Origin of the sequence: Nonomuraea sp. C10, assembly GCF_008017515.1 — a bacterium.
Lineage (GTDB): Bacteria > Actinomycetota > Actinomycetes > Streptosporangiales > Streptosporangiaceae > Nonomuraea > Nonomuraea ferruginea.
On sequence record NZ_VPFF01000001.1, the window covers coordinates 3,590,065 to 3,610,447 of the forward strand.

The 20,383-nt window shown below is 72.2% G+C and carries 18 protein-coding genes and 1 pseudogene; 10 read left to right on the forward strand and 9 right to left on the reverse strand.

The genetic code is table 11. From position 1 onward, the window contains the following. Positions 1–7: 7 nt before the first annotated feature. The gene (locus FR742_RS16375; RefSeq protein ID WP_222708953.1) at positions 8–871 is read right to left on the reverse strand and encodes a carbon-nitrogen hydrolase family protein; all 864 of its coding nucleotides are present in this window, start codon (positions 869–871) and stop codon (positions 8–10) included. A 143-nt stretch (positions 872–1,014) separates the two neighbouring features. On the opposite strand from FR742_RS16375, the gene FR742_RS16380 reads away from it, so the two are divergent. The 5 genes from FR742_RS16380 to FR742_RS16400 all read left to right on the forward strand — a co-directional run bounded on the left by FR742_RS16380 (position 1,015) and on the right by FR742_RS16400 (position 7,948). Next, on the forward strand, positions 1,015–1,770 hold the full coding sequence (locus FR742_RS16380) for an SDR family NAD(P)-dependent oxidoreductase (protein WP_148031742.1): 756 nt from the start codon (positions 1,015–1,017) through the stop codon (positions 1,768–1,770). A gap of 45 nt (positions 1,771–1,815) precedes the next feature. Then, positions 1,816–2,862, forward strand: coding sequence for an ABC transporter permease (locus FR742_RS16385; RefSeq protein ID WP_148031743.1), 1,047 nt, complete (start codon positions 1,816–1,818; stop codon positions 2,860–2,862). A gap of 45 nt (positions 2,863–2,907) precedes the next feature. After that, entirely contained in the window at positions 2,908–4,077 is a 1,170-nt protein-coding gene (locus tag FR742_RS16390; RefSeq protein WP_148031744.1) for a substrate-binding domain-containing protein, read from the forward strand. A gap of 69 nt (positions 4,078–4,146) precedes the next feature. After that, complete coding sequence (locus FR742_RS16395) at positions 4,147–6,639, forward strand: ATP-binding cassette domain-containing protein (protein WP_148031745.1); 2,493 nt, start codon at positions 4,147–4,149, stop codon at positions 6,637–6,639. A gap of 79 nt (positions 6,640–6,718) precedes the next feature. Beyond that, positions 6,719–7,948 (forward strand): aminotransferase class III-fold pyridoxal phosphate-dependent enzyme, encoded by a 1,230-nt coding sequence (locus tag FR742_RS16400; RefSeq protein WP_148031746.1) that lies wholly within the window; start codon positions 6,719–6,721, stop codon positions 7,946–7,948. Positions 7,949–7,969: 21 nt separating this feature from the next. Here the strand turns inward: FR742_RS16400 and FR742_RS16405 are convergent, their stop codons facing one another. Then, on the reverse strand, positions 7,970–8,371 hold the full coding sequence (locus FR742_RS16405) for a DUF4267 domain-containing protein (protein WP_148031747.1): 402 nt from the start codon (positions 8,369–8,371) through the stop codon (positions 7,970–7,972). A 100-nt stretch (positions 8,372–8,471) separates the two neighbouring features. On the opposite strand from FR742_RS16405, the gene FR742_RS16410 reads away from it, so the two are divergent. The 3 genes from FR742_RS16410 to FR742_RS45220 all read left to right on the forward strand — a co-directional run bounded on the left by FR742_RS16410 (position 8,472) and on the right by FR742_RS45220 (position 13,232). Then, complete coding sequence (locus FR742_RS16410; protein ID WP_148031748.1) at positions 8,472–11,756, forward strand: BTAD domain-containing putative transcriptional regulator; 3,285 nt, start codon at positions 8,472–8,474, stop codon at positions 11,754–11,756. Between the two features lie 85 nt (positions 11,757–11,841). Further along, positions 11,842–12,714, forward strand: coding sequence for an aldo/keto reductase family oxidoreductase (locus FR742_RS16415; protein ID WP_148031749.1), 873 nt, complete (start codon positions 11,842–11,844; stop codon positions 12,712–12,714). A 203-nt stretch (positions 12,715–12,917) separates the two neighbouring features. Further along, a complete protein-coding gene (locus tag FR742_RS45220) occupies positions 12,918–13,232 on the forward strand; it encodes a transcriptional regulator (protein WP_222708954.1) in 315 nt (104 codons plus the stop codon). 9 nt (positions 13,233–13,241) lie between these two features. Here FR742_RS45220 and FR742_RS16425 read toward each other — a convergent pair whose 3' ends face one another. Further along, a complete protein-coding gene (locus FR742_RS16425) occupies positions 13,242–13,997 on the reverse strand; it encodes a GntR family transcriptional regulator (RefSeq protein WP_148031751.1) in 756 nt (251 codons plus the stop codon). Continuing rightward, on the reverse strand, positions 13,994–14,806 hold the full coding sequence (trpA, locus tag FR742_RS16430) for a tryptophan synthase subunit alpha (protein ID WP_148031752.1): 813 nt from the start codon (positions 14,804–14,806) through the stop codon (positions 13,994–13,996). Before trpA ends, FR742_RS16425 begins: the two co-directional genes overlap by 4 nt. Before the next feature lie 110 nt (positions 14,807–14,916). Here trpA and FR742_RS46560 point away from each other — a divergent pair. Next, a pseudogene (locus tag FR742_RS46560) lies at positions 14,917–15,003 on the forward strand (helix-turn-helix domain-containing protein); the annotation flags it as partial. 209 nt (positions 15,004–15,212) lie between these two features. Here FR742_RS46560 and trpB read toward each other — a convergent pair. From trpB to FR742_RS16450, 3 genes are all read right to left on the reverse strand, one after another. Further along, positions 15,213–16,418, reverse strand: a complete 1,206-nt coding sequence (trpB, locus tag FR742_RS16440; protein WP_261808573.1) for a tryptophan synthase subunit beta — start codon at positions 16,416–16,418, stop codon at positions 15,213–15,215. Between the two features lie 407 nt (positions 16,419–16,825). Then, positions 16,826–17,194: a DoxX family protein gene (locus FR742_RS16445; protein ID WP_148031753.1), complete on the reverse strand. Its 369-nt coding sequence runs from the start codon at positions 17,192–17,194 to the stop codon at positions 16,826–16,828. Beyond that, positions 17,191–17,487, reverse strand: a complete 297-nt coding sequence (locus FR742_RS16450) for a hypothetical protein (protein WP_148031754.1) — start codon at positions 17,485–17,487, stop codon at positions 17,191–17,193. Before FR742_RS16450 ends, FR742_RS16445 begins: the two co-directional genes overlap by 4 nt. Before the next feature lie 89 nt (positions 17,488–17,576). On the opposite strand from FR742_RS16450, the gene FR742_RS16455 reads away from it, so the two are divergent. Further along, positions 17,577–18,479 carry a sigma-70 family RNA polymerase sigma factor gene (locus tag FR742_RS16455; RefSeq protein ID WP_148031755.1) on the forward strand — a complete coding sequence of 301 codons (903 nt, stop codon included), beginning with the start codon at positions 17,577–17,579 and terminating at the stop codon, positions 18,477–18,479. A 6-nt stretch (positions 18,480–18,485) separates the two neighbouring features. On the opposite strand, the gene FR742_RS16460 is transcribed toward FR742_RS16455, so the two are convergent. After that, positions 18,486–19,148, reverse strand: coding sequence for a response regulator transcription factor (locus FR742_RS16460; RefSeq protein WP_148031756.1), 663 nt, complete (start codon positions 19,146–19,148; stop codon positions 18,486–18,488). After that, complete coding sequence (locus tag FR742_RS16465; protein WP_187281171.1) at positions 19,145–20,371, reverse strand: sensor histidine kinase; 1,227 nt, start codon at positions 20,369–20,371, stop codon at positions 19,145–19,147. The genes FR742_RS16460 and FR742_RS16465 overlap by 4 nt, the downstream gene beginning before the upstream one ends. Between the last annotated feature and the right edge of the window lie 12 nt (positions 20,372–20,383).

Consider the following 20,383-nt stretch of genomic DNA (forward strand, 5'->3'; position numbering starts at 1 on the left):
GATCCGGTTACTGGCCCGCGGCCATCGGGCGGGTGAGCTCGCCGTACATCTCGGGGCGGCGCCCGGCGAACACCGGCAGCTCGAACTCGCCCGGCTTCTTGATCAGCCGTTTCGTACGGGCGGCCCGGACGTCGATCGACGCCCCGAACAGCCCTTCGTCCTGGCCCGCGTCGGCCAGCACCTCTCCGGAGGGGGCGACGATCTGGCTTCTGCCCATGAAGCGGGTGCCGGCCTCGGCGTCGGCGCGGTCGGCGACCGCGAGATAGACGAGGTTCTCCAGCGCGCGCACCCGCGTCATGTGGTCGGCGAGCATGTCCGACCCCGTGGGCCAGTTGGTGGGCATCGCGATGAGGTCGGCGCCCTGGAGCGCGAGCTCGCGGGCCGATTCGGGGAAGCGCAGGTCGAAGCAGATCATCACGCCGACCCGGCCGAAGGGGGTGTCGGCCACCCGGGGCGCGGCGTCGGCGCCCGGGTCGACGAACCGGTCCGCGCCGAGGTAGGGCAGGTGCTGCTTGCGGTAGCGGCCGATGATCCCGGAGGGTCCGAGCACCAGGGCCGAGTTGTAGACCCGCCCGTCCGCCTCCTCCAGCAGGCCCACCACCGCGTGCACGGAGGTCTCCGCGCAGGCCTGCACGATGCGGGCGATCCTGGGGTCGGCGGCGCCGATCGCGGCGGCGCGCGTCTCGGCGCGGGAGTCGAACAGGTAGCCGGTGAGCACGCACTCGGGGAAGACCACGAGCTGGTGCCCGCCCGCCGCGGCGGCCCGCAGGGTCTCGATGACCCGCTCGACGTTGGCGGCCACGTCTGTCCGGTCGACGCTGATCTGGGCGACCCCGACCTGGACGCCGCTTGCGGTAGGTGAGCCGGTCAACGTGCCATCCCTCGGGTCCGGTGGTGAGTGAATACCCGGCAGAGTGGCATGCAGCATGCAGCACGTCAAGTCGTTGACATGCTGCACGCTGCATGCAATGGTGACCCGACGAATCGGACATTCCGCGGGAGAGGGGCTGAGTTGTGCCAGAAGTAGTGATCGTCAGCGGTGCCGGAGGCGGCATCGGCGCCGCCACAGCGCGCGAGTGCGCGGCGGCCGGCGCGTCCGTTCTCCTGACGGATCAACGCGTCGAACCCGTGGAACGGCTCGCCGCCGAACTCCGTTCCAGCGGACACGACGCCCTGGCACACGGGCTGGACGTCACCGACGAGGACGCGGTCGCCGAAGCCGTCAAGATCGCCACCGACCGGTGGGGACGCCTCGACGGCATGGTCAACTGCGCCGCCACGATCGTGGCCAAACCCCTGGTCGACACCACCCTCGACGACTGGAACCGGGTCATGACGGTCAACGCGACCGGCACCTTCCTGCTGTCCAGGCACGCGGTGGCCGCGATGCTCGCCCAGGGGACCCCCGGGTCGATCGTCAACCTCTCCTCGATCTCCGGCACGGTCGGCCTGCCCGGCCAGGCCGCCTACTGCGCCTCCAAGGGAGCGGTGCTGCAGCTGTCGCGCCAGATCGCCGTCGACTACGCCGCCGCCGGGATCCGCTGCAACGTCGTCAGCCCCGGATCGGTCGCCACCGAGCAGCTGGCCACCTACCTCGGCTCCCAGCCCGACCCCGACTCCGCACGGCAGCGGCTCATCGCCGGCCACCCGATCGCCCGCCTGGCGGACCCCCACGAGGTGGCCAAGGTGGTCACCTTCCTGCTGAGCTCCGCCGCCAGCTTCGTGACCGGCGCGGACGTGGCCGTAGACGGCGGCTACACCGCCATCTGAGCACGGACCCGCGGTCCCTGCAGATTTCCAGAGAGGTACTCGTAAATGTCTCGGCGTACGACCTCGCCGCCGGCCAAGCGCGCCGGACCTGGTGGACTGATCGATCTGCGTCGCCTCAGGGCCGGTCGCTTCTCCTCCATCTGGCTGATCACGCTGCTGCTCTTCGCCGCCAGCCCGCTCATCTCACCCGGCAGCCTGTCCGGATCCGCGGTGCTGTCCATGCTGCCGTTCGCGGCGGTGATGGCGATCGCCGCGCTCGGGCAGACCCTCGTCGTCGCCCACGGCGGCATCGACCTGTCGGTGCCCGGCGGGATGGCGCTGGCCGCGGTGCTCGCCACCAAACTCCCCGCCGCGTCCGGAGTCCCCGTCTGGGCGGCCGTCGGGCTCGCCCTGGTCGCGGGCGCACTGGGCGGGCTGATCATCGGTTTCGCCGTGGTCCGGCTGTCCATCGCGGCGTTCGTGGCGTCCCTGGCGGTCAACTCCATCCTCATCGGCGTGGTCCTGCAGGTCTCCAGCGGCTTCCCCGCCTCCGCCAGCGCCGCCCTCAGCGCGTTCGCCGTCGGATCGGTCGCCGGCATCCCGAACCTGCTGCTGGTCGCGGTCGTCGTGGTCGGGCTCGCGCACTGGATCATCCGCCACACGGTGCTCGGCCGGCGCTTCATCGCCGTCGGCGCCGGACGGCCCGCGGCCCGGCTGCTCGGCCTGCCCACCGGCTCATACGAGATGGGCGCGTACGTGGCGGCGGGAATCTGCTACTCGCTGGCCGGAGTCCTGCTCGCCGGCTACCTGCGCACGCCGGACATCCTGCTCGGCAACACCTACCTGCTCCCCACCATCGCGGCCGTCGTCCTCGGCGGAAGCCTGCTGTCCGGCGGCATCACCAACCTGGCCGCCACCGCCGTCGCCGCGCTCTTCCTCACCCAGCTGGACCAGGTGGTGCTCGCCGCCGGCGCGTCCACCGCCACCCAGCTCCTCGTCCAGGCCGCCGTACTCGCGCTGAGCGTGGTGGCCCGCGGCGTGCCGTGGAGCGCCGTCCGCGCGCGGCTGACCACCCGCGCCCCCGACCCCGCCTCCACGCTGCCATCGCGCTAGCCGACCAGGCACCCCTCACCAGTGTCCCCCAGACAGGAGAACCCCATGACCTCCACCAGAGCCCGCTTCCGGGCCCGCGGCTCGGCCGCCGTCCTGGCCCTCGCCCTCGGCGTGTCGGCCTGCGCCGGCGGGCCGGGCGCCTCGGACAACGCCACCGAGGGCGGCGTCGAGGCCGTCTACGACAACGCGGCCAAGATCGGCGACGTCTCCCTGCTGCGCCCCATGTCCGACTTCTGCGGCACCAAGCCGGTCAAGGTCGCGCTCGCGGACGGCACCGGCGACAACGCCTTCCGCAAGACGGCCCGCGCCGAGTTCGAGGACGAGGCCGCCAAGTGCCCCAACATCACCGTGCTGCCCTACGCCGACGGCCAGAACAACCCGCAGAAGGCGATCAGCGACATCAAGGCCCTGGTCGCCCAGGGCGTCGAAGCCCTCGTGGTCTTCCCCGACGCCGGCGAGGCGCTGCTGCCGACCCTGCGTGAGGCGTACAAGGCCGGCGTGCAGGTGGTGCCCTGGACGGCGAACCCCGGCGGCAAGCCGGGCGTGGACTACACCACGTTCGTCGGCCACAACACGGTCAACGACGGCGTGACCTGGACCCGCTGGATGTGCGACGCGCTCGGCGACAAGGGCGGCAACGTCGTCTTCCTCGGCGGCACCCCGGGCAACACGCAGAGCATCACCGAGATGATCGGCATCGAGAAGGAGCTCAAGGAGAACTCCGCCTGCGGGAACGTCAAGCTGCTGAACGAGCCGGGCAAGCCGGTCGACACCAACTGGAACCCCGCCCAGATGCAGAAGGTCGTGGCCGGGCTGCTCACCAAGTACCCGACCATCGACGGCGTGATCACCGACTCGGGCGACGCCTCCCTGGGCGGCATCCGCGCCTTCCTCCAGGCCGGCCGGCCGCTGCCGAAGTGGACCGCCAACGACAACAACGGCTTCGCCTGCGCCTGGGAGGAGAACGCCGACAAGCACCCGACCTTCCAGAGCGTGACCGTGTCGGCGCGTACCTGGATCATCCGTCTCGCGCTGCGCAAGGCCGTCGCCGCGCACCAGGGGATCGAGAACGACGAGCCGGAGATCATCAACATCCCGATCTTCGAGGACACGCTCGACGAGACGAAGCCCCCGAAGTGTGACCCCGACCTTCCCGCCAGCGCTGTCCTGTCCTCCGAGCTCACGCCGGAGCAGCTCAAGCAGGCCTACAGCTGATCACTTGTCGCCTTCCGCCGGGCACCCGCCCGGCGGAAGCGATGAGCCGAGTGAGGAGTGATCCTTCACATGGTCGATTCGACAGCCGGACTGGTCCTCCGCGGGGTGACCAAACGCTTCCCCGGCGTCGTCGCGCTCGACGCGGTCGACTTCGAGGTGCGCCCCGGCGAGATACACGCCCTGGTGGGAGGTAACGGCGCCGGGAAGTCCACCCTCATGGCGGTGGCGTCCGGAGCGCTGGCACCCGACGCGGGCACCATCGAGATCGCGGGCGAGCCGATGCGGCACCTGTCCCCGATCGCCGCCCGGGAGCAGGGCCTGGCCATCGCCTTCCAGCACCCGGCGCTTCTCCCCGACCTCACCGTCACCGAGAACCTCCTGCTGAGCGTGCCCGAACGGCTGCGGCCGTCGTTCGGCGACGCCCAGGACTGGGCCAGGGAACGGCTGCTCCCCATGGGCATGGACATCGACCCGGCCGCCGTGGCCGGCCGGTTGACCCTGGCCGAGAAGCAGGCGCTGGAGATCTGCGGGGCCCTGGCCTGCGAGCCCAGCGTCCTGATCCTCGACGAGCCCACCGAGCCGTTCATGGTGGCCGAGATCGACAGGCTGTTCGAGCAGGTGCGCAAGGCCGCCGCCGGCGGCATGGCCGTCGTCTACATCAGCCACCGGCTGCCCGACGTGATGGCCCTGTCCGACCGTCTCACCGTGCTGCGCGACGGCCAGATCCGCGGCACCTTCCTCGCCTCGGAGGTGACCGAGGAGGAGATCATCACCCGCATCGCGGGCCGGGAGATCGACGCGCTGTTCCCGCCGCGGCCCTCCTCCGTCGGCGACGTCGTCATGGAAGTACGCGATCTGCGCTCGGACCGGCTCCGCGGGATCACCACCACCCTCGCCCGCAACGAGGTCCTCGGCCTGGCCGGCGTGGAAGGCAACGGCCAGCGCGAGTTCATCCGCGCGCTCGGCGGAGCCGACCCCGTCACCGGCGGCCGCGTCACCGTCGCCGGCCGGCCCGTGGAGCTCGGCAGCCCCCGCCGCGCCCGCCGGGCCGGCGTGGTCCTCATGCCCCAGGAACGGCACGTCGAAGGCGTCGCGACCGTCCTGTCGGTCAAGGAGAACCTCGGCGTCGCCGCCACGAACCAGACCGCCTCAGCCGGGGTCGTCAAGGGATCGGCCGAGAACGCGCTGGTGGCCGAGGAGATCCGCCAGCTCGGCATCAAGGTGGCCTCGCCCGACTCCGCCGTGGAGCACCTGTCGGGCGGGAACCAGCAGAAGGTGGTGCTCGGCCGCTCCCTGCTGTCGGACCCCAAAGTGCTGCTGTGCGACGAACCCACCCAGGGGATCGACGTCGGCGTACGGTCCGACATCTACCACCGGCTCCGCTCCACCGCCGAGTCGGGGACGCCGGTCGTCGTGCTCAGCTCCGACAACGTCGAACTCGCCGGGCTGTGCGACCGCGTGCTCGTGTTCTCCCGAGGGCGGGTCGTCCGCGAGCTGACCGGCGACGAGATCTCCGAGCACGCCATCACCGAGGCGTCCCTCACGGCGGCGACCTCGGCCCAGAGCGAGGAGGCCGCCGGACCGGCCCGGCGCAAGGGCCCGCTCGACAGGTTCCGCCGCCTGCTCTCCAGCGAGCAGGCGCCCAGCCTGTTCCTGGCGGCCGCGATCGTCCTGCTGGCCCTGGTGAGCGCCACCAGGAGCGAGCGCTTCCTGTCCGAGTTCAACATCGCCAGCATGCTCGGCCTGGCGGCGCCCGTGCTCTTCCTCGCCGCCGGGCAGCTCATCGTCATGCTCACCGGAGGAATCGACCTGTCGGTCGGCCCCCTGAGCGGGACCCTCGTGGTCATCGCCTCGTTCTACGTCCTCGACGGGTACGGAGCCGGGTGGTGGATCCTCGGATTCGTGCTGATGTTCCTCGCGGCGGCCGCCGTGGGACTGGGCAACGGGATGATGGTCAGATACGCCCGGGTGACCCCGGTGGTCGCCACCTTGGTCACCTACACCGCGCTCCAGGGATTCTCCCTGGTCATGCGCGACTCGCCCGGCGGATCGATCTCCAGCACCGTCACCGAGGCGCTCGGCGCGCGCATCGGCCCGATCCCCTACGCGGTCATCGTCGGCGCGGCCGTCCTCATCGCGCTGGAAGTGATGTCCCGGCGTTCGATGATGGGCCTGCGCCTGCGGGGCGCCGGCTCGTCGGAGCACGCCGCGCGCAACCGGGGAATCCCGGTGACCCGCGTCCACCTCGTCGTCTACGTCGCCAGCGCGCTGCTCACCATGCTCGGCGCCCTGCTGCTGATGGCGCAGATCGGCGTGGGCGACCCCACCGCCGGCGTCAGCTACACGATGGCCAGCATCACCGCCGTCGTCCTCGGCGGAGCCTCCATCTTCGGCGGCCGGGGCAGCTTCATCGGCGTCCTGTTCGGCGTCGTACTCCTGCAGGTCATCCAGAACACCACCGTGTTCCTCGGCCTGTCGCAGGCATGGCAGTACTGGATGCTCGGCCTCATGGCGCTGGCCGCCACGGCCATCTACTCCCAGGTCCGAGCCGCCCGGGCGTAAGGAGGATCGTCCCGTTCTCCCCCTTCAGGGGGCTTGCTGACCTGCTTCTCGTGTGACCTCTGAAAGGACGAGTGTGATCATGGCTGGGACTTCGGACGCCGCGCTCCGCGAACGGGCGCGCCGGGTCATCCCAGGCGGGATGTACGGACATCAGCGGGCGGGCCTGTTCCCGGAGAACTTCCCGCAGTACCTCTCCCACGGCGAAGGGGCCCTGATCCGCGACGTCGACGGCCGTGAGTTCGTCGACCTGCTCTGCGGATACGGGCCCATCGTCCTGGGCTACCAGCACGCCGGGGTCGAAGCCGCCGCCGCGGCCCAGCGGCGGCGGGCCGACTGCCAGAACGCCCCCTCGGCCAGAATGGTGGAACTGGCCGAACTGCTGGTGGACGTCGTCGACCACGCCGACTGGGCCTACCTGGCCAAGAACGGCACCGACGCGACCACCACCTGCCTGACCATCGCCCGGGCCGCCACCGGCAGATCCGTCATCCTGGTCGCCCGGGGCAGCTACCACGGAGCCGCCCCCTGGTGCACCCCCGGACTGGCCGGGGTGCTCCCGTCGGACCGCGCCGCCCTGCGGTACTTCGAGTACAACGACCACGCGAGCCTGCGGGCCGCCGTGGCCGAGGCCGGCGACGACCTGGCCGGCATCATCGTCACCCCCTTCAAGCACAACGACGGCGAAGACCAGGAACTGGCCGACCCGGCGTTCGCCCGCGAACTCCGCCAGGTGTGCGACTCCAGGAACGCGGTGCTCATCCTGGACGACGTCCGCTGCGGATTCCGGCTGAACTTCGGCGGCAGCTGGGAGTCACTGGGGATCCACCCCGACCTCAGCGCCTGGGGCAAGGCGGTCAGCAACGGCTACACCGTCTCGGCGGTCCTCGGCGTCGAAACCCTGCGCGACGCCGCCACCAGCATCTTCAGCACGGGCACCTACTGGTTCGCGGCGGTGCCCATGGCCGCCGCCATCGCCACGATCAACGCCATCCGCGACGAGGACGGCATCGCCAGGATGGAACGCGCGGGCGAACTGCTCAGAAGCGGCATCGTGGAGCAGGCCAAGGCCCACGACCTCGCCATCTCCTACACCGGGCCCGCGCAGATGCCCTACTTCCGGTTCCTGGCCGATCAGGACTTCGAACGGATGATGCACTTCTCCCGCGTCGCCCTTGACAACGGCGTCTACATCCACCCGAGGCACAACTGGTTCGTCAGCGTGTCGCACACCGACGAGATGGTGGCCCGGGCGCTCTCCGGCACCGAGGCCGCCTTCCGCGCGGTCCGCGACCGGTTCGGCGACGGGTGAGCCCTCCGGGGCTCGCGGGCGTCAGGCGGGCCGGCCCGCCTTGCCCGTCTCGCGGAGCATCAGCAGGCCGGTGACGGCCACCAGCGCCGAGGTCAGGCCGTGGATGCCGAACGCGGCGGCCACGGAGCCGTGGTGGGCCAGGACGTTGGCCATGTCGCCGAACGGGATGACGGCCATCGTCAGCAGGACCCAGCCCAGGGCCCGGCGCTGGCCCGTCACCAGCAGGACGCCCAGGACCAGGCCCGACCCGATGTCGCGGATGCCCTTCAGGATCAGGAAGCCGCCGCCGTCGCCCGAAGGCCAGTCCGGCAGGCCGAAGGTCGGGGCGGACGTCTCGGGGGTCAGGACGTAGGACACCCCGATGTAGAGGATGAACAGGGCACCGGCGGCGGCCAGGACGGTGTTGACGTTCTTCAGCGACATGGTTCTTCTCCTTTGACGTGCCGACGCGTCCAGGCTGCTCCCGGGTGTTTGGAGGGTGCTTGGAGCCGGTTTGGAAGCCTCCTCGTACGATGTACGGATCATGGTGTTCATTCGGGTGCTGGGCGAGTTCGCGACCGAGGTGAACGGTGAGCCCGTCCACCCCGGCGGGCCGCGGCAGCGGGGCGTGCTGGCGCTGCTGGTGGCGGCGCGCGGGCAGGTCGTGCCGGTCGACCGGATGATCGAGGACCTGTGGCGCGGCGAGCCGCCCGCGCGGGCGCTGATGTCCTTGCAGGCGTACGTGTCCAACCTGCGCCGGCTGCTGGAGCCGGGGCGCCCGCCGCGCGCGCCGGCCCGGCTGCTGGTGAGCGCGCCGCCCGGCTACGCGCTGCGGCTGCCGCCGGACTCGGTGGACGCGTGGCGGTTCGAGGACCTGCTCGGCCAGGCCCGCACGGTCACCGACCCGCGCGCCGCCCGGGCACGGCTCGCCGAAGCGCTGGAGCTGTGGCGGGGACCGGCGTTCGCCGAGGTCGCCGACGAGCCGTGGGCCGCCGCCGAGACGGCCAGGCTGGACGAGCTGCGCCTGGTCGCCGCCGAACTGCACGTCGCGGCGGGCCTGCGGACCGGAGACCCCGCGACGGTGGTGCCCGAGGCCGAGCGGCTCACCCGCGACGAGCCCCTGCGCGAGGAGGGCTGGCGGCTGCACGCCCTGGCCCTGTGGAGCAGCGGCCGCCAGGCCGACGCCCTGGCCACCCTCCGCCGCGCCCGCGGCCTGTTCGCCGAGGAGCTCGGACTCGACCCCGGCCCGGACCTGACGGCACTGGAGGAGGCCATCCTCGCCGGACGCACCGACGTCCTCCGCGCGACCGTACCCCTGCCACAGCAGACGCCTCCGCTTCCGCCGACGGTTACCCTCCCCGGGACGGTCCCGGTCGCCGAGGCGCCGTTCGTCGGGCGTGAGGCGGAGCTGTCAGCGCTGGTCACGGCCGCCGAACAGGCCGCCGCCGACGGAGCCCGCGTCGTCCTCGTCACTGGTGAGGCCGGGCTCGGCAAGTCGACGCTCCTGGAACACCTCGGCAGGCGGCTGGAACGTACCGGATGGCTGGTCGCCGCCGGCCACTGCCCCGAGGCCGCCGGCGCGCCGCCCGCGTGGGCCTGGACCGAGGCGCTGGGAGCCGTCGCCGCGGCCACCTCACCGGGCGAGCACGCGGACGACCTCGCGCCGCTGCTCACCGACACCGCGCCGGTGGACGCCGACGCCACCGCCGGCCGGTTCCGCCTGCGCCGGGCCGTGTGGCGATGGCTCGCGGCGGTCGCCGCTAGCCGCCCGGTCGCCGTCGTGCTGGACGACCTGCACTGGGCGGACGCCGCCACGCTGGAGCTGCTCGGCGGCGGCCTCGGCACGCGGGCCCCCATCCTGGTCGTCGCGGCCTACCGGGCGGAGGAGAGCGGCCACCTCACCGACACGCTGGCCGCCCTCGCCCGCGCCGCACCCCTGCGGCTCGCCCTGCCCGGCCTGGACGACGTGGCCGTGGCCCAGCTCGTACGGAACGAGTGCGAGGCCGACGACGAGACCGTCGCCGGAATCGCCGAGCGCACCGGCGGCAACCCGTTCTACGTGCGCGAGAGCGCACGGCTGCTGAACGGAGAAGGCGCGCTGGTCGCCCTCTCGGAGGTCCCGCAGGGCGTACGGGACGTGCTGCGGCGCCGCCTGGCACGGCTGCCCGGGCAGGGCGTGGCCGTGCTGCGGCTGGCCGCGGTCGCGGGCCGGGAAAGCTCCGTGGACGTGCTGGTCGACGCCGCCGACAGCGACGCCGGCAGCGTGCTGGACGCGCTGGACGCGGGCGTGATCGCCGGACTGCTGAGCGAGCCCGCGCCCGGACGGGTCCGGTTCGTCCACGCCCTCGTCCGCGACACCCTCCTGGCCGACGTCAGCCGCCTGCGGGCGGCCCGCATGCACGCCCGCGTCGCCGCCGCCCTGGAACCCACCGGCGACATCACGGCGCTCGCACACCACTACGCCCGTGCCGGATCCCCCAAGGCCGTCGGCTACTGCGTCCGGGCCGCCGAACTGGCCGAGGCCCGCTACGCCCACGACGTCGCGGCCGATCTCCTCGCCGACGCCGTCGCCAACTCGACCAGTCCGGAGGAACGCGTCGCCCTGCACGGCAGGCTGCTCCGCGCGCAGATCCGGGCCGGCGCCGTGGCCGCCGCCCGGACGACCCGCCGGCAGGCCGTCGAGTACGCGGAGTCCCTGGGACGCGACGACCTGATGATCGCCGCCTTCACCGCCTGGACCGAGCCGACGCCCTGGCAGTCCCGCCCGTACGGCACGGTGGACCGGCCCGTCGTCGACCGGCTGAGCCGCCTGCTCGCACGCACCGGCCTGACTCCCGAGGTACGCGGCCGCCTCCTCGTCTCCTACGCCGAGGAGCTGGCCGGCGAGGACGACCCCACCGTCACGGCGGCGGCCCGCGAGGCGCTCGGCCTGGCCACCGGGCCCCGCCTGCGGGCGGCGGCGCTCCGGATCCTGACCCGCGGCCACACCGGATCGATCGGCAGCGACGAGCTCTGCCGCGAGCTGGTGGCGCTCGGCACCGAGCACGACCTGCCCGTCTACCGCGTCACCGGGCTGCTCAACCACGCCGCCGTCGCCGCCGGGGCCGGCGACCCGGCCACCATGCGCCGGGTGACCGCCGAGGCCCTCGACCTCGCGCGTACCTACCGGATGCCCGAGGCGATCGGCGTCGCCGAGGTGACGCTGGCGACCCTGGCCCTCATCGAGGGCCGGTTCGCCGACGCGGAACGGCTCTACACCGAGGCCGCCGGCGGCATGCGGCGCGCCGGATCGCTGCACGCCCCCGGCTTCCTCGGCCTCGCGCTGGCCGCGACCTGGGTGAACGACGGCACCCTCGGCGAGCACCTGGACGACGTGCGCGCCCTCCACGAGGCGACCGGCCCGATCGCCGCCGACCTGCTGGCCCTCGCCCTGCACGCCAACGGCCTGACCGCCGAGGCCCGCCGGGTGCGCGCATCGGACCCGATCCGGCCCGACTACTTCTTCACCTTCCTCACCACCGCCCGCGCGATGGCCGTCATCGCCCTGGACGACCGCGCCGCGGCCGAGGAGATCTACGCGGCGCTGCTCCCTCACCGCGACGGCCCCCCGGCGGGCGTCACGAGCCTGGCGGTGGCGCTGCGCCCGGTCGCCCACACCCTCGGCGAGCTGGCCGTCTTCCTCGGCCGCGATCAGGAGGCCGCCGCCCACTTCGCCCGGGCCGCCGTCATCGCCGACCGGTGGAACGCGCCCCACTGGGCCGCCGAGGCCCGGTCACGCCGGGACATGGCCGCCACGAAAGCGAACCCGCGGGTGTCCTACGCACCTTGAAGTGCCTGCTTCCCCATGGGGAGTTACCTCACCAGACTGGAGCAAGTTTCCGAAAGACTCTTGCTCACCCTTGAAAGGCAGAGGCATGACGACGTTCCCCGCTTCGCTTCCCGGCGGCACCTGGACCCTGGGCGACCTGACCGTCACCCGGTTCGGCTACGGTGCCATGCAGCTCGCCGGTCCCGGGGTGATGGGTCCGCCGGCCGACCGCGACAGCGCACTCGCCGTCCTCCGCGAGGTCGCCGACCTCGGGATCACCCATATCGACACCAGCGACGCCTACGGACCGCGCGTCACCAACCAGCTGATCCGCGAGGCGCTGCACCCGTACCCCGAAGCGCTGCACATCGTGACCAAGGTCGGCGCGACCCGCGACGAGCAGGGCGGCTGGCCCCCGGCGCGCCGGGCGGGAGACGTGCGCCGCGCCGTCCACGACAACCTCGAAGCCCTCGGTCTCGAGGTGCTCGACCTGGTCAACCTCCGGCTCGGCGACGCCAGCGGACCTCGGCCCGGCTCACTCGCCGAACCGTACGAGGCTCTCGCCGAACTCCAGCGGCAGGGGCTGATCCGGCACCTCGGCGTGAGCAACGCGACGCCGGAACAGGTCGCCGAGGCGCGGACCATCGCGCCCATCGTGTGCGTGCAGAACATGTACAACCTCGCCCACCGGCACGACGACGAACTGATCGACGAGCTCGCCCGGGAGGGCATCGCCTACGTGCCCTTCTTCCCGCTCGGCGGCTTCAGCCCGCTCCAGTCCTCGGCGCTCTCGGCGGTGGCCGCCCGGCTGGAGGCGACGCCGATGTCCGTCGCCCTGGCCTGGTTGCTGCGCCGGTCGCCGAACATCCTGCTCATTCCCGGCACCTCGTCGGTGGCGCACCTGCGCGAGAACGCCGCCGGCGCCGGCCTGCCGCTCTCCGGCGAGGACCTCGCCGAACTGGACAAGATCGGCCCCTAGGCAGGCCCGCGATCGGTATGGATCAAGGGCTCGGCGGTCCTCCAGACCGTCGACCACGCCCTGCGTTTCCCGCCGGGAGGAGACCTCGCCCACCTGCTCCCGAGGGAGTTCGCGGACATGGCGTGGATGTCCGGGCTGATCGCCGGGACGGGCCTGACCGTGTGGCGCTACGCCGGCCTGCGCGCCCTGCGAAGGACCCGTCCGTGACCCACCCCACCGGACGCCTGAGCGACGTCGTCCACCAGCGCCACCGCCTCGGCATCCTCGCCATCGCCGACGAGGCGGCCAGGGTGGAGTTCACCTACCTCCACCAGGTGCTCGAACTGCCCCGGGGAAACCTCAACCGGCACCTCTCCGTCCTGGAAGAAGCCGGCCTGATCGTGCTGGAGAAGGGGTACGACGGGCGGCGCCCGAAGACCTGGGTCGTCATCACCGGCGAAGGCCGGGCCGCCCTGTCTGCCGAACTCGCCGCACTCCAGGAGCTCATCCGCCGCCACGGCGACCGTACGCACCGGTGACGGACCGGCTCAGCTGGTGGCCCCCCAGGTGAGGGAGAGGCCGGTGGCGGCGCGTTCGGTGCGGATCTCCATCATGCTGCCGAGGATCGTGGCATGGTCGGACACCACCGGCGTGGCGTCGAGCGCGTAGGTGATCCGGGAGCTGACGAGCACCGGGCTGCCCTGCGGCTCGTGCAGGTGACGGGCGGCGGCGGCGTCGAGCAGACCGGGCCGGACCACCTCCGCCGCCCGGGAGACCGTCACCCCCGCGTCGGCCAGAGCCGTGTAGAGGGAGACTGCGGTGAAGTCGCGGTCGCGGATCTGGTCGGCCACCGGCCGCCGGACCCAGGACACCTGGTGCACGGCGGGACGCCCGGCGAACTCACGGACCCGCTCCAGCCGCAGGGCGGTGTCGCCGGGACGCAGCCGCAGCTCCGCGGCGATCCGCGCCGGGGCCCGGCGCACCGCCCGCCCGGCCACCGCGGTCCGCACGTCGTGGCCCTGTTCACGCAGGTCGTCGGCCAGGCTGCGGAGCGAGTCGAGCTGGTACGCCAGGTGCGGCGGGGCGACGAACGTGCCCCTGCCGGGCCGCTGCACGATCAGCCTCTCGTCGCTGAGCTCCCGCAACGCCTGGCGCAGCGTCATGAGCGTCACCCCGTAGGAGGCGCTCAGCTCCCGCTGCGGCGGCAGCGCCTCACCGGGGGCGTAGCGCCCCGACCGGATCTTCGCGGCGAGGTCGGCGGCGATGGCGCGGTATCTCGCCTCGTGCCCGGCGTCGGAGGTCATCGTGGTCGGTCACACTCCTGGTCGAGGGCCAGGCGCAGGGTCGCCAGGAAGGCCCGCAGGTCGTCCGGCCCGGCCCCGTCGAGCACCCGCCGCATGACCGCGGCGCCGACCACCACGCCGTCGGCGTGCCGGCGGGCTTCGCGTGCCTGGTCCGGGGTGGAAATGCCAAATCCTAGCAAGACCGGCCGGTCGGTGACGCGCCTGATCCTCCCGGTGAGTTCCGCCGCCGAAGCGGCGAGGGCGGTCCGCTCGCCGGTGGTGCCCATCAGCGACACCGCGTACACGAACCCACGGCTGCGGCCCGCGATCTCCGCCAGCCGCGGCTGCGGCGTCGCCGGCGAGGCCAGCAGGGCCGGCTCGATCCCGGCGGCTTCGGCCGCGTCCGTCAGCTCGTCCGCCTCGTGCACCGGCAGGTCGGGCACGATCAGGCCGCCCACGCCGGTCCGGCGCAGCGCGGCGCAGAACGCCTCCGGGCCGTCGTTCAGCACCAGGTTGTAGTAGGTGCTGACGACCAGCGGCACGCCCAGGTCACCGACCTCGGCCAGGTCGGCGAGGATCCGGCGGGTGCTCGCCCCCCGGGCCAGCGCCGTGTCACTGGCCTGCTGGATGGTGACGCCGTCCAGCGTGGGATCGGAGAAGGGCAGCCCGACCTCGATCGCGTCCGCCCCGGCGGCGGCGAACGCCCGCAGGTAGTCCGTCCAGCCGGGCGTGATCCCCCCGGTCACGTACGGCATGAGCAGGCCGCGGCCGGCGTCCCGGCGGGCACGCAGGTGGCGTTCGACCGCGCCGGCGGTCAGGGAGTTCGTCACCGGATACCTACAGGCTGGAGGCCCCGTCCTTCAGGGCGGGGAGGAAAGCCGGAACGGCTGGACACTGTGGTCTCCCGGTTTTGTCGGTGGTGGTCGGTAGTTTGATCGGCGTGTCCCGTTACCGGCTCCAGCCTTCGCCTGCCCAGGAGCAGGCGTTGCTGGAGCATTGCGGGCACGCCCGGTATGTGTGGAATCTCGCGGTTGAGCAGCACGCTTGCTGGAAGCCGGGACGTAAGTCCGCGCCGGGGTTCGCCGAGCAGTGCCGTCAGTTGACCGAGGCGCGGGCGGAGTTCGCGTGGCTGCGGGGCGGGGTCGATCATCGTCCAGCAGTCGCGAACCTCAACGCGACCTCCTCCTCGTGGGGTAGTTGCGGTTGGAATCCCCGTGCTTCAGCACGGGGAGGATGTCAAAGCAGCTCCTTCAGGGTCGAGACGTCCTTGTCGCCCCGGCCGGACAACGTCATCAGCACCGTCGACCCCGCGGGCAGGTCGCCGTCGCCCGCCGCGCGGATCACCCAGGCGAGGGCGTGCGCCGACTCGAGCGCCGGGACGATCCCCTCGGTGCGCGCCAGCCGCAGCGCCGCGCCGACCGCCTCGCCGTCGGTCACCGTGACGTACCGGGCCCGGCCCAGGTCGCGCAGATGGGCGTGCTCCGGGCCGACGCCCGGGTAGTCGAGCCCGGCCGCGATGGAGTGCGCCTGGATGATCTGGCCGTCGTCGTCCTGCAGGAACAGCGAACGGCAGCCGTGCAGGACACCCAGCCGGCCGCGGGCCGCCCCCGCGCCGCCGTCCGCCTCCACACCGACCAGACGCGCCGGGGTGTCGGCGAACCCGGCGAACGTGCCGGCCGCGTTCGAGCCGCCGCCGACGCACGCGACCACGTGGTCCGGGACGCCCGTCCGCAGCTCGGCGGCGCACTGCCCGCGCGCCTCGTCGCCGATCACCCGCTGGAACTCCCTCACCATCCACGGGTACGGATCCGGCCCGACGACCGAGCCGACGCAGTAGTGGGAGTCGCCGGTCGCGCCCACCCAGTGCCGCATGGCCTCGCTGGTCGCGTCCTTGAGCGTACGGCTGCCCGTGGTCACCGGGACCACCTCGGCGCCCAGCATGCGCATCCGGAAGACGTTCAGCGCCTGCCGCTCGATGTCTCGCTCGCCCATGAACACGGTGGCCTCCAGCCCGAGCAGCGCGGCGGCGGTCGCGGTGGCCACCCCGTGCTGGCCCGCCCCCGTCTCGGCGATCAGCCTGCGCCGCCCCATCCGGATGGCCAGCAGAGCCTGGCCCAGCACATTGTTGATCTTGTGGGATCCGGTGTGGGTGAGATCCTCCCGCTTGAGATACAGCTCCACACCCAGCGCCTCCGACAACCGGCGGGCCGGCGTGAGCGGCGTCGGCCGCCCGGCGTGCACGGCCAGCAGCCGCGCCAGCGCGCCGCGGAACCCCGGATCCGCCCACGCCTCCCGGAACGCCTCCTCCACCTCGCGGCACGCCTCCACCAGCGACTCCGGCGCGTACCGCCCCCCGTACCCGCCGAACCGGCCCCGCGCCCGGGGCTCGCCCATCGTCCCGTCCGGCGCGACCGCCTCACGCCACGGCAGCACGTCTCGCATGCCACCCTCCCATCGTTCTATAACTCTTCAGAGAGTTCTATAACAGTGAGTGTGGCACAGGCAGCACGGACACGCCACCACCCCCGGGCACAGCCGACCGCATCAGTCGAGTGACAGCCCCGCGACCGGAGCCACCCGGGCGGCGCCACCGAGAGCCCGCTCCACGAACGTCTCGCAGCCCCACCCAGGCGAACCCGACACCGATCACCGTGCCGAGGACAGCCGCCACCACCGAGTCGCCGGCGTCTCCGGCGCGACCACCCCCACCGGGCCCGTACCAACAGCGACCCGCAACCGGGCCCACCGATCCCCGGCACGCACCGTGACCCAGTCACCGGCCCGCACTCCGAAAGCCCCCGTATCAGTCCTGATCCTCCCCTTTGTCCCGAGAGCTCCTTCCCGTGCGATCAGGCGAGCGACCGACCGAAGTACCCGCCGGCCGCCACCGCCAGGAGGAGGAAGGCCACCGGGAAACCGAGGTTGTGAAACACGCGCGCACGGACATGGGCGAGGACGGCTCCGACGAAGAACAGCACGAGCCCCAAGGCAGCGGCCAGGCCGAAGAGAGGCCGGCCGAGCAGCCCGAGCACGAGCCCTACGACCCCGGAGCCCTCAACGACCGCGAGGTAGGGGATCCACCGCGGATCGAGGCCGACCTCGGCAGAGTTACGCACCACGAACCGAGCCGAGACCGCCTTCGCGATCACCTCGAAGGCGTTGGCCAGGATGCAGGCGAGAGTCGCGATGAACAGCCCGACGTCGAGTGCCGCGGTCAACGGGCATACCGCCCCAGCAGCGTCACTGGTCGCGGAGGTACCGGCGCGCCGGCCCACTCCGCGACCTTGGCCCTGAACGCGAGGGCCTCCTGAATGTTCAGGAGCGGATTGAGGTCCGCGTCGGCAAGGTGGAGGATCAGCAGGAACTCCGTGCCGTCCGCCACCCGCACGGCTGTGTAGTCAAGGCCGGTCGGCGCTGCTTCCTCGATCGCGGCGAACAACGTCTTGATGGCCGCTTCCGCTTCCGGAGCCTGCTCGGATGTGGTGTTGAATCGGACAATCTGTACGCTCATATGTGTCTCCTCAACGAGGTGTGCTCGTCAGGTAGCCGGTTTCTCTCACCCCTCCTGACGTTGCGCACACTCGAAAGGTGACCTCACCCATGAAACTCGTCGAACACTTCGAGGCGTCTCGCCCCCGGCTGATGTCGCTGGCCCACCGGATCGTGGGCTCATATCACGACGCCGAGGACGCGGTCCAGACCGCCTGGACGAGGGTCCAGGCGGCCGGGGCGGCCGACATCGCCAACCTGGACGGCTGGTTCACCACGGTGACCGCGCGTCTGTGCCTGGACCTGCTACGGGCACGTGAGCGACGTGGCGAACTCCCTCTGCACTCCGATGACATCGCCGGCGCAAGGATCGGCGCCGACGAGACGTTCCTTCGCCGTGAAGAAGTGTCCAGAGCCCTGCTGGTGCTCCTCGACGAACTCTCGCCCAGGCAGCGGGTGGCGTACGTGATGCACGACCTCTTCGCCATCCCGTTCGATCAGGTCGCCGCGACGCTCGGCACGAACGCGGTCTCGGCGAAGAAGCTGGCCAGCCGTGCGCGCGCACGGCTGCGCGACGTACGACCTGTCATACGTCGCCACGACGCGGAAGAAAACGAGATCATCGAGGCGTTCCTGGCAGCCGCACACGGCGGCGACATCGCACGACTCGTCACCCTGATGGCTCCCGACGTTGTCCGTACCGCTGACCCTTCCCTGCTCCCGGCAGGCTCCGCAACGGAAGTCCGGGGGGCAGCGGCGGTCGCGGAAGAGACGAGGATCTTCGCCGACCGCATCGCCGTCGCGGCTCCGGTCCTCATCGCAGGGCGGCCCGGCGCGGTCATCGCGCCCGGCGGCCACGCGTACGCGCTCATCCGCTTCCACATCGACGCCGGTCTCATCACGAAGATCGAGATCACTCCGTACGCGACCGGCACGATGTCGCTGCGCGACCAGCCACGAGATTCCGTCCTTACCGGCCAGAGCAGTACGGGGCCGCGATCACCATCGGCATGACTTCGGTCATGTGCCGGGCTCGACGACCCCGTGCTCGTACGCGTAGATGACCGCCTGCACACGGTCACGGCAGCCGATCTTGGGCAGAAGGTTGGCCACATGGGTCTTGACCGTCGAGACGCTGACCGTCAAGGCTTCGGCGATCTCCATGTTGGACCGGCCTCTGGCGATGAGCTCCAGCGTGTCGCGCTCTCGCGCCGTCAGCTCCGGCAGCGGCTCCACGGTCCGAGGCCGTTTCGAGGTACGGGCGAACTCCGCGATCAGCCGCCGTGTGACACCCGGCGCGACCAGGCCCTGGCCCGAGGCGACCACCCGGACCGCCTCCACCAGGTCGTCGGGTTCGACATCCTTCAGCAGGAAGCCGCGCGCTCCGCCACGCAAGGCGGCGAAGACGTACTCGTCGAGGTCGAACGTCGTCACGACGAGCACGGCGACGGGCTGCTCGACCCCTGGCCCCGCAAGTCGCTCGGTGGCGGCCAGCCCATCGAGCACGGGCATCCGGACGTCCATGAGCACCAGGTCAGGCCGCAGCCGCCTGGCGAGGCGGACGGCCTCTTCCCCGTCGGCGGCCTCCCCCACGATCCGGAGATCGGGCTCCGACTCCAGGATTGCGCGGAAGCCGGTGCGCACGACCGCTTGGTCGTCGGCGATCACGATGTCGACGGTCATGGGCGCTCCAGGGGAAATGTGGCGCTGACCAGCCAGCCGCCGTCGGGTTGTGGTCCGATGGTGAGCTCACCACCCGCGTGGTTCACGCGCTCGCGCATGCCGAGCAGGCCGTGTCCGCCGTTCGGCTCCGCGGGAGGCGGGGTGCGGGCGGGGCTCGAGTTGCGTACCGCGACTACGAACTCGGCGTCGCCGAAGGCCGTGGTCACGCTGACCGATGCTCCCGGGGAGTGCCGCCTGGCGTTGACCAGCGCCTCGCGCACGAGGCGCGAAGCGGCCAGATCGACGGTGACGGGCAGCGGGCGAGGCTCGCCCTTGGCACGCAACTCGACGTCCATGCCTGTGGTACGGGAACGGCGGACGGTCTCCTCCAGACCCGCCAAGGTCGGCGCCCTGCCACCGGCGGAGTCGAGGTCCGTCCCGGTCTCGCTCTCGCGCATGATCCCCACCAGAGCACGCATCGACACCAGCGTGTCACGCCCCTGCGCCCTGATCGCGCGCAGCGTGGCCCTGGCCGCGGCCGGGTCGCGATCGAGCAGACGGTCGGCCGCACCTGCCTGGACGACGATCGCCGACAGATCGTGGGCCGCGATATCGTGCAGCTCCCTGGCGATTCTGGCGCGCTCCTCCGCGACGGCGGCCCTCGCGCGTTCCTCCTGCTCGCCCGCGATGCGCTCGGCCTCCCTGACCTTCGCGGCGCGCCTGGACCGAACGGAGAACCCCAAGGTGGCCGGCAGCAGGTAAGCCACGGTCACGGCCGCGGCCATGCCCGGCACGTCGCCCCGCGCCACTCCCCAGAACGTGAGCAGCCCGCCGTGGTCGGCGCCGGCGACGCTCAGGAGCAGACCGCCGAGCATGTGGCCCGCCGCGCAGGCGGAGACCACGACGGTGGCCCTGACCTGCGGCAGGCGGCTCGCCACCGTGTAGGAGCAGATCAGCACACCTACCCCGATCAGCGCGGAGCGGGTCGGCAGCAGCATGCTCACCAGCGGGATCACGGTGGCGGCCACGAGAGCGGGCACGGCATGGCTGCGCCGGAAGGCTATGGTGGCGAGGTCGGCGAGGGCCAGCAGATGACTGACACCGAACGCCCAGCCCGGCAGCCCGGCCATCCGGGCATCGTCGAGGACGAACGCCAGCCGCGCCGTGACGACGACGGCCAGCACCGCCGCCACCAGGACGTCCCAGCCCTCGGGCAGACCGGCCCCGGGCCGCTCCGTCGCCATGCCCTTCCTGCT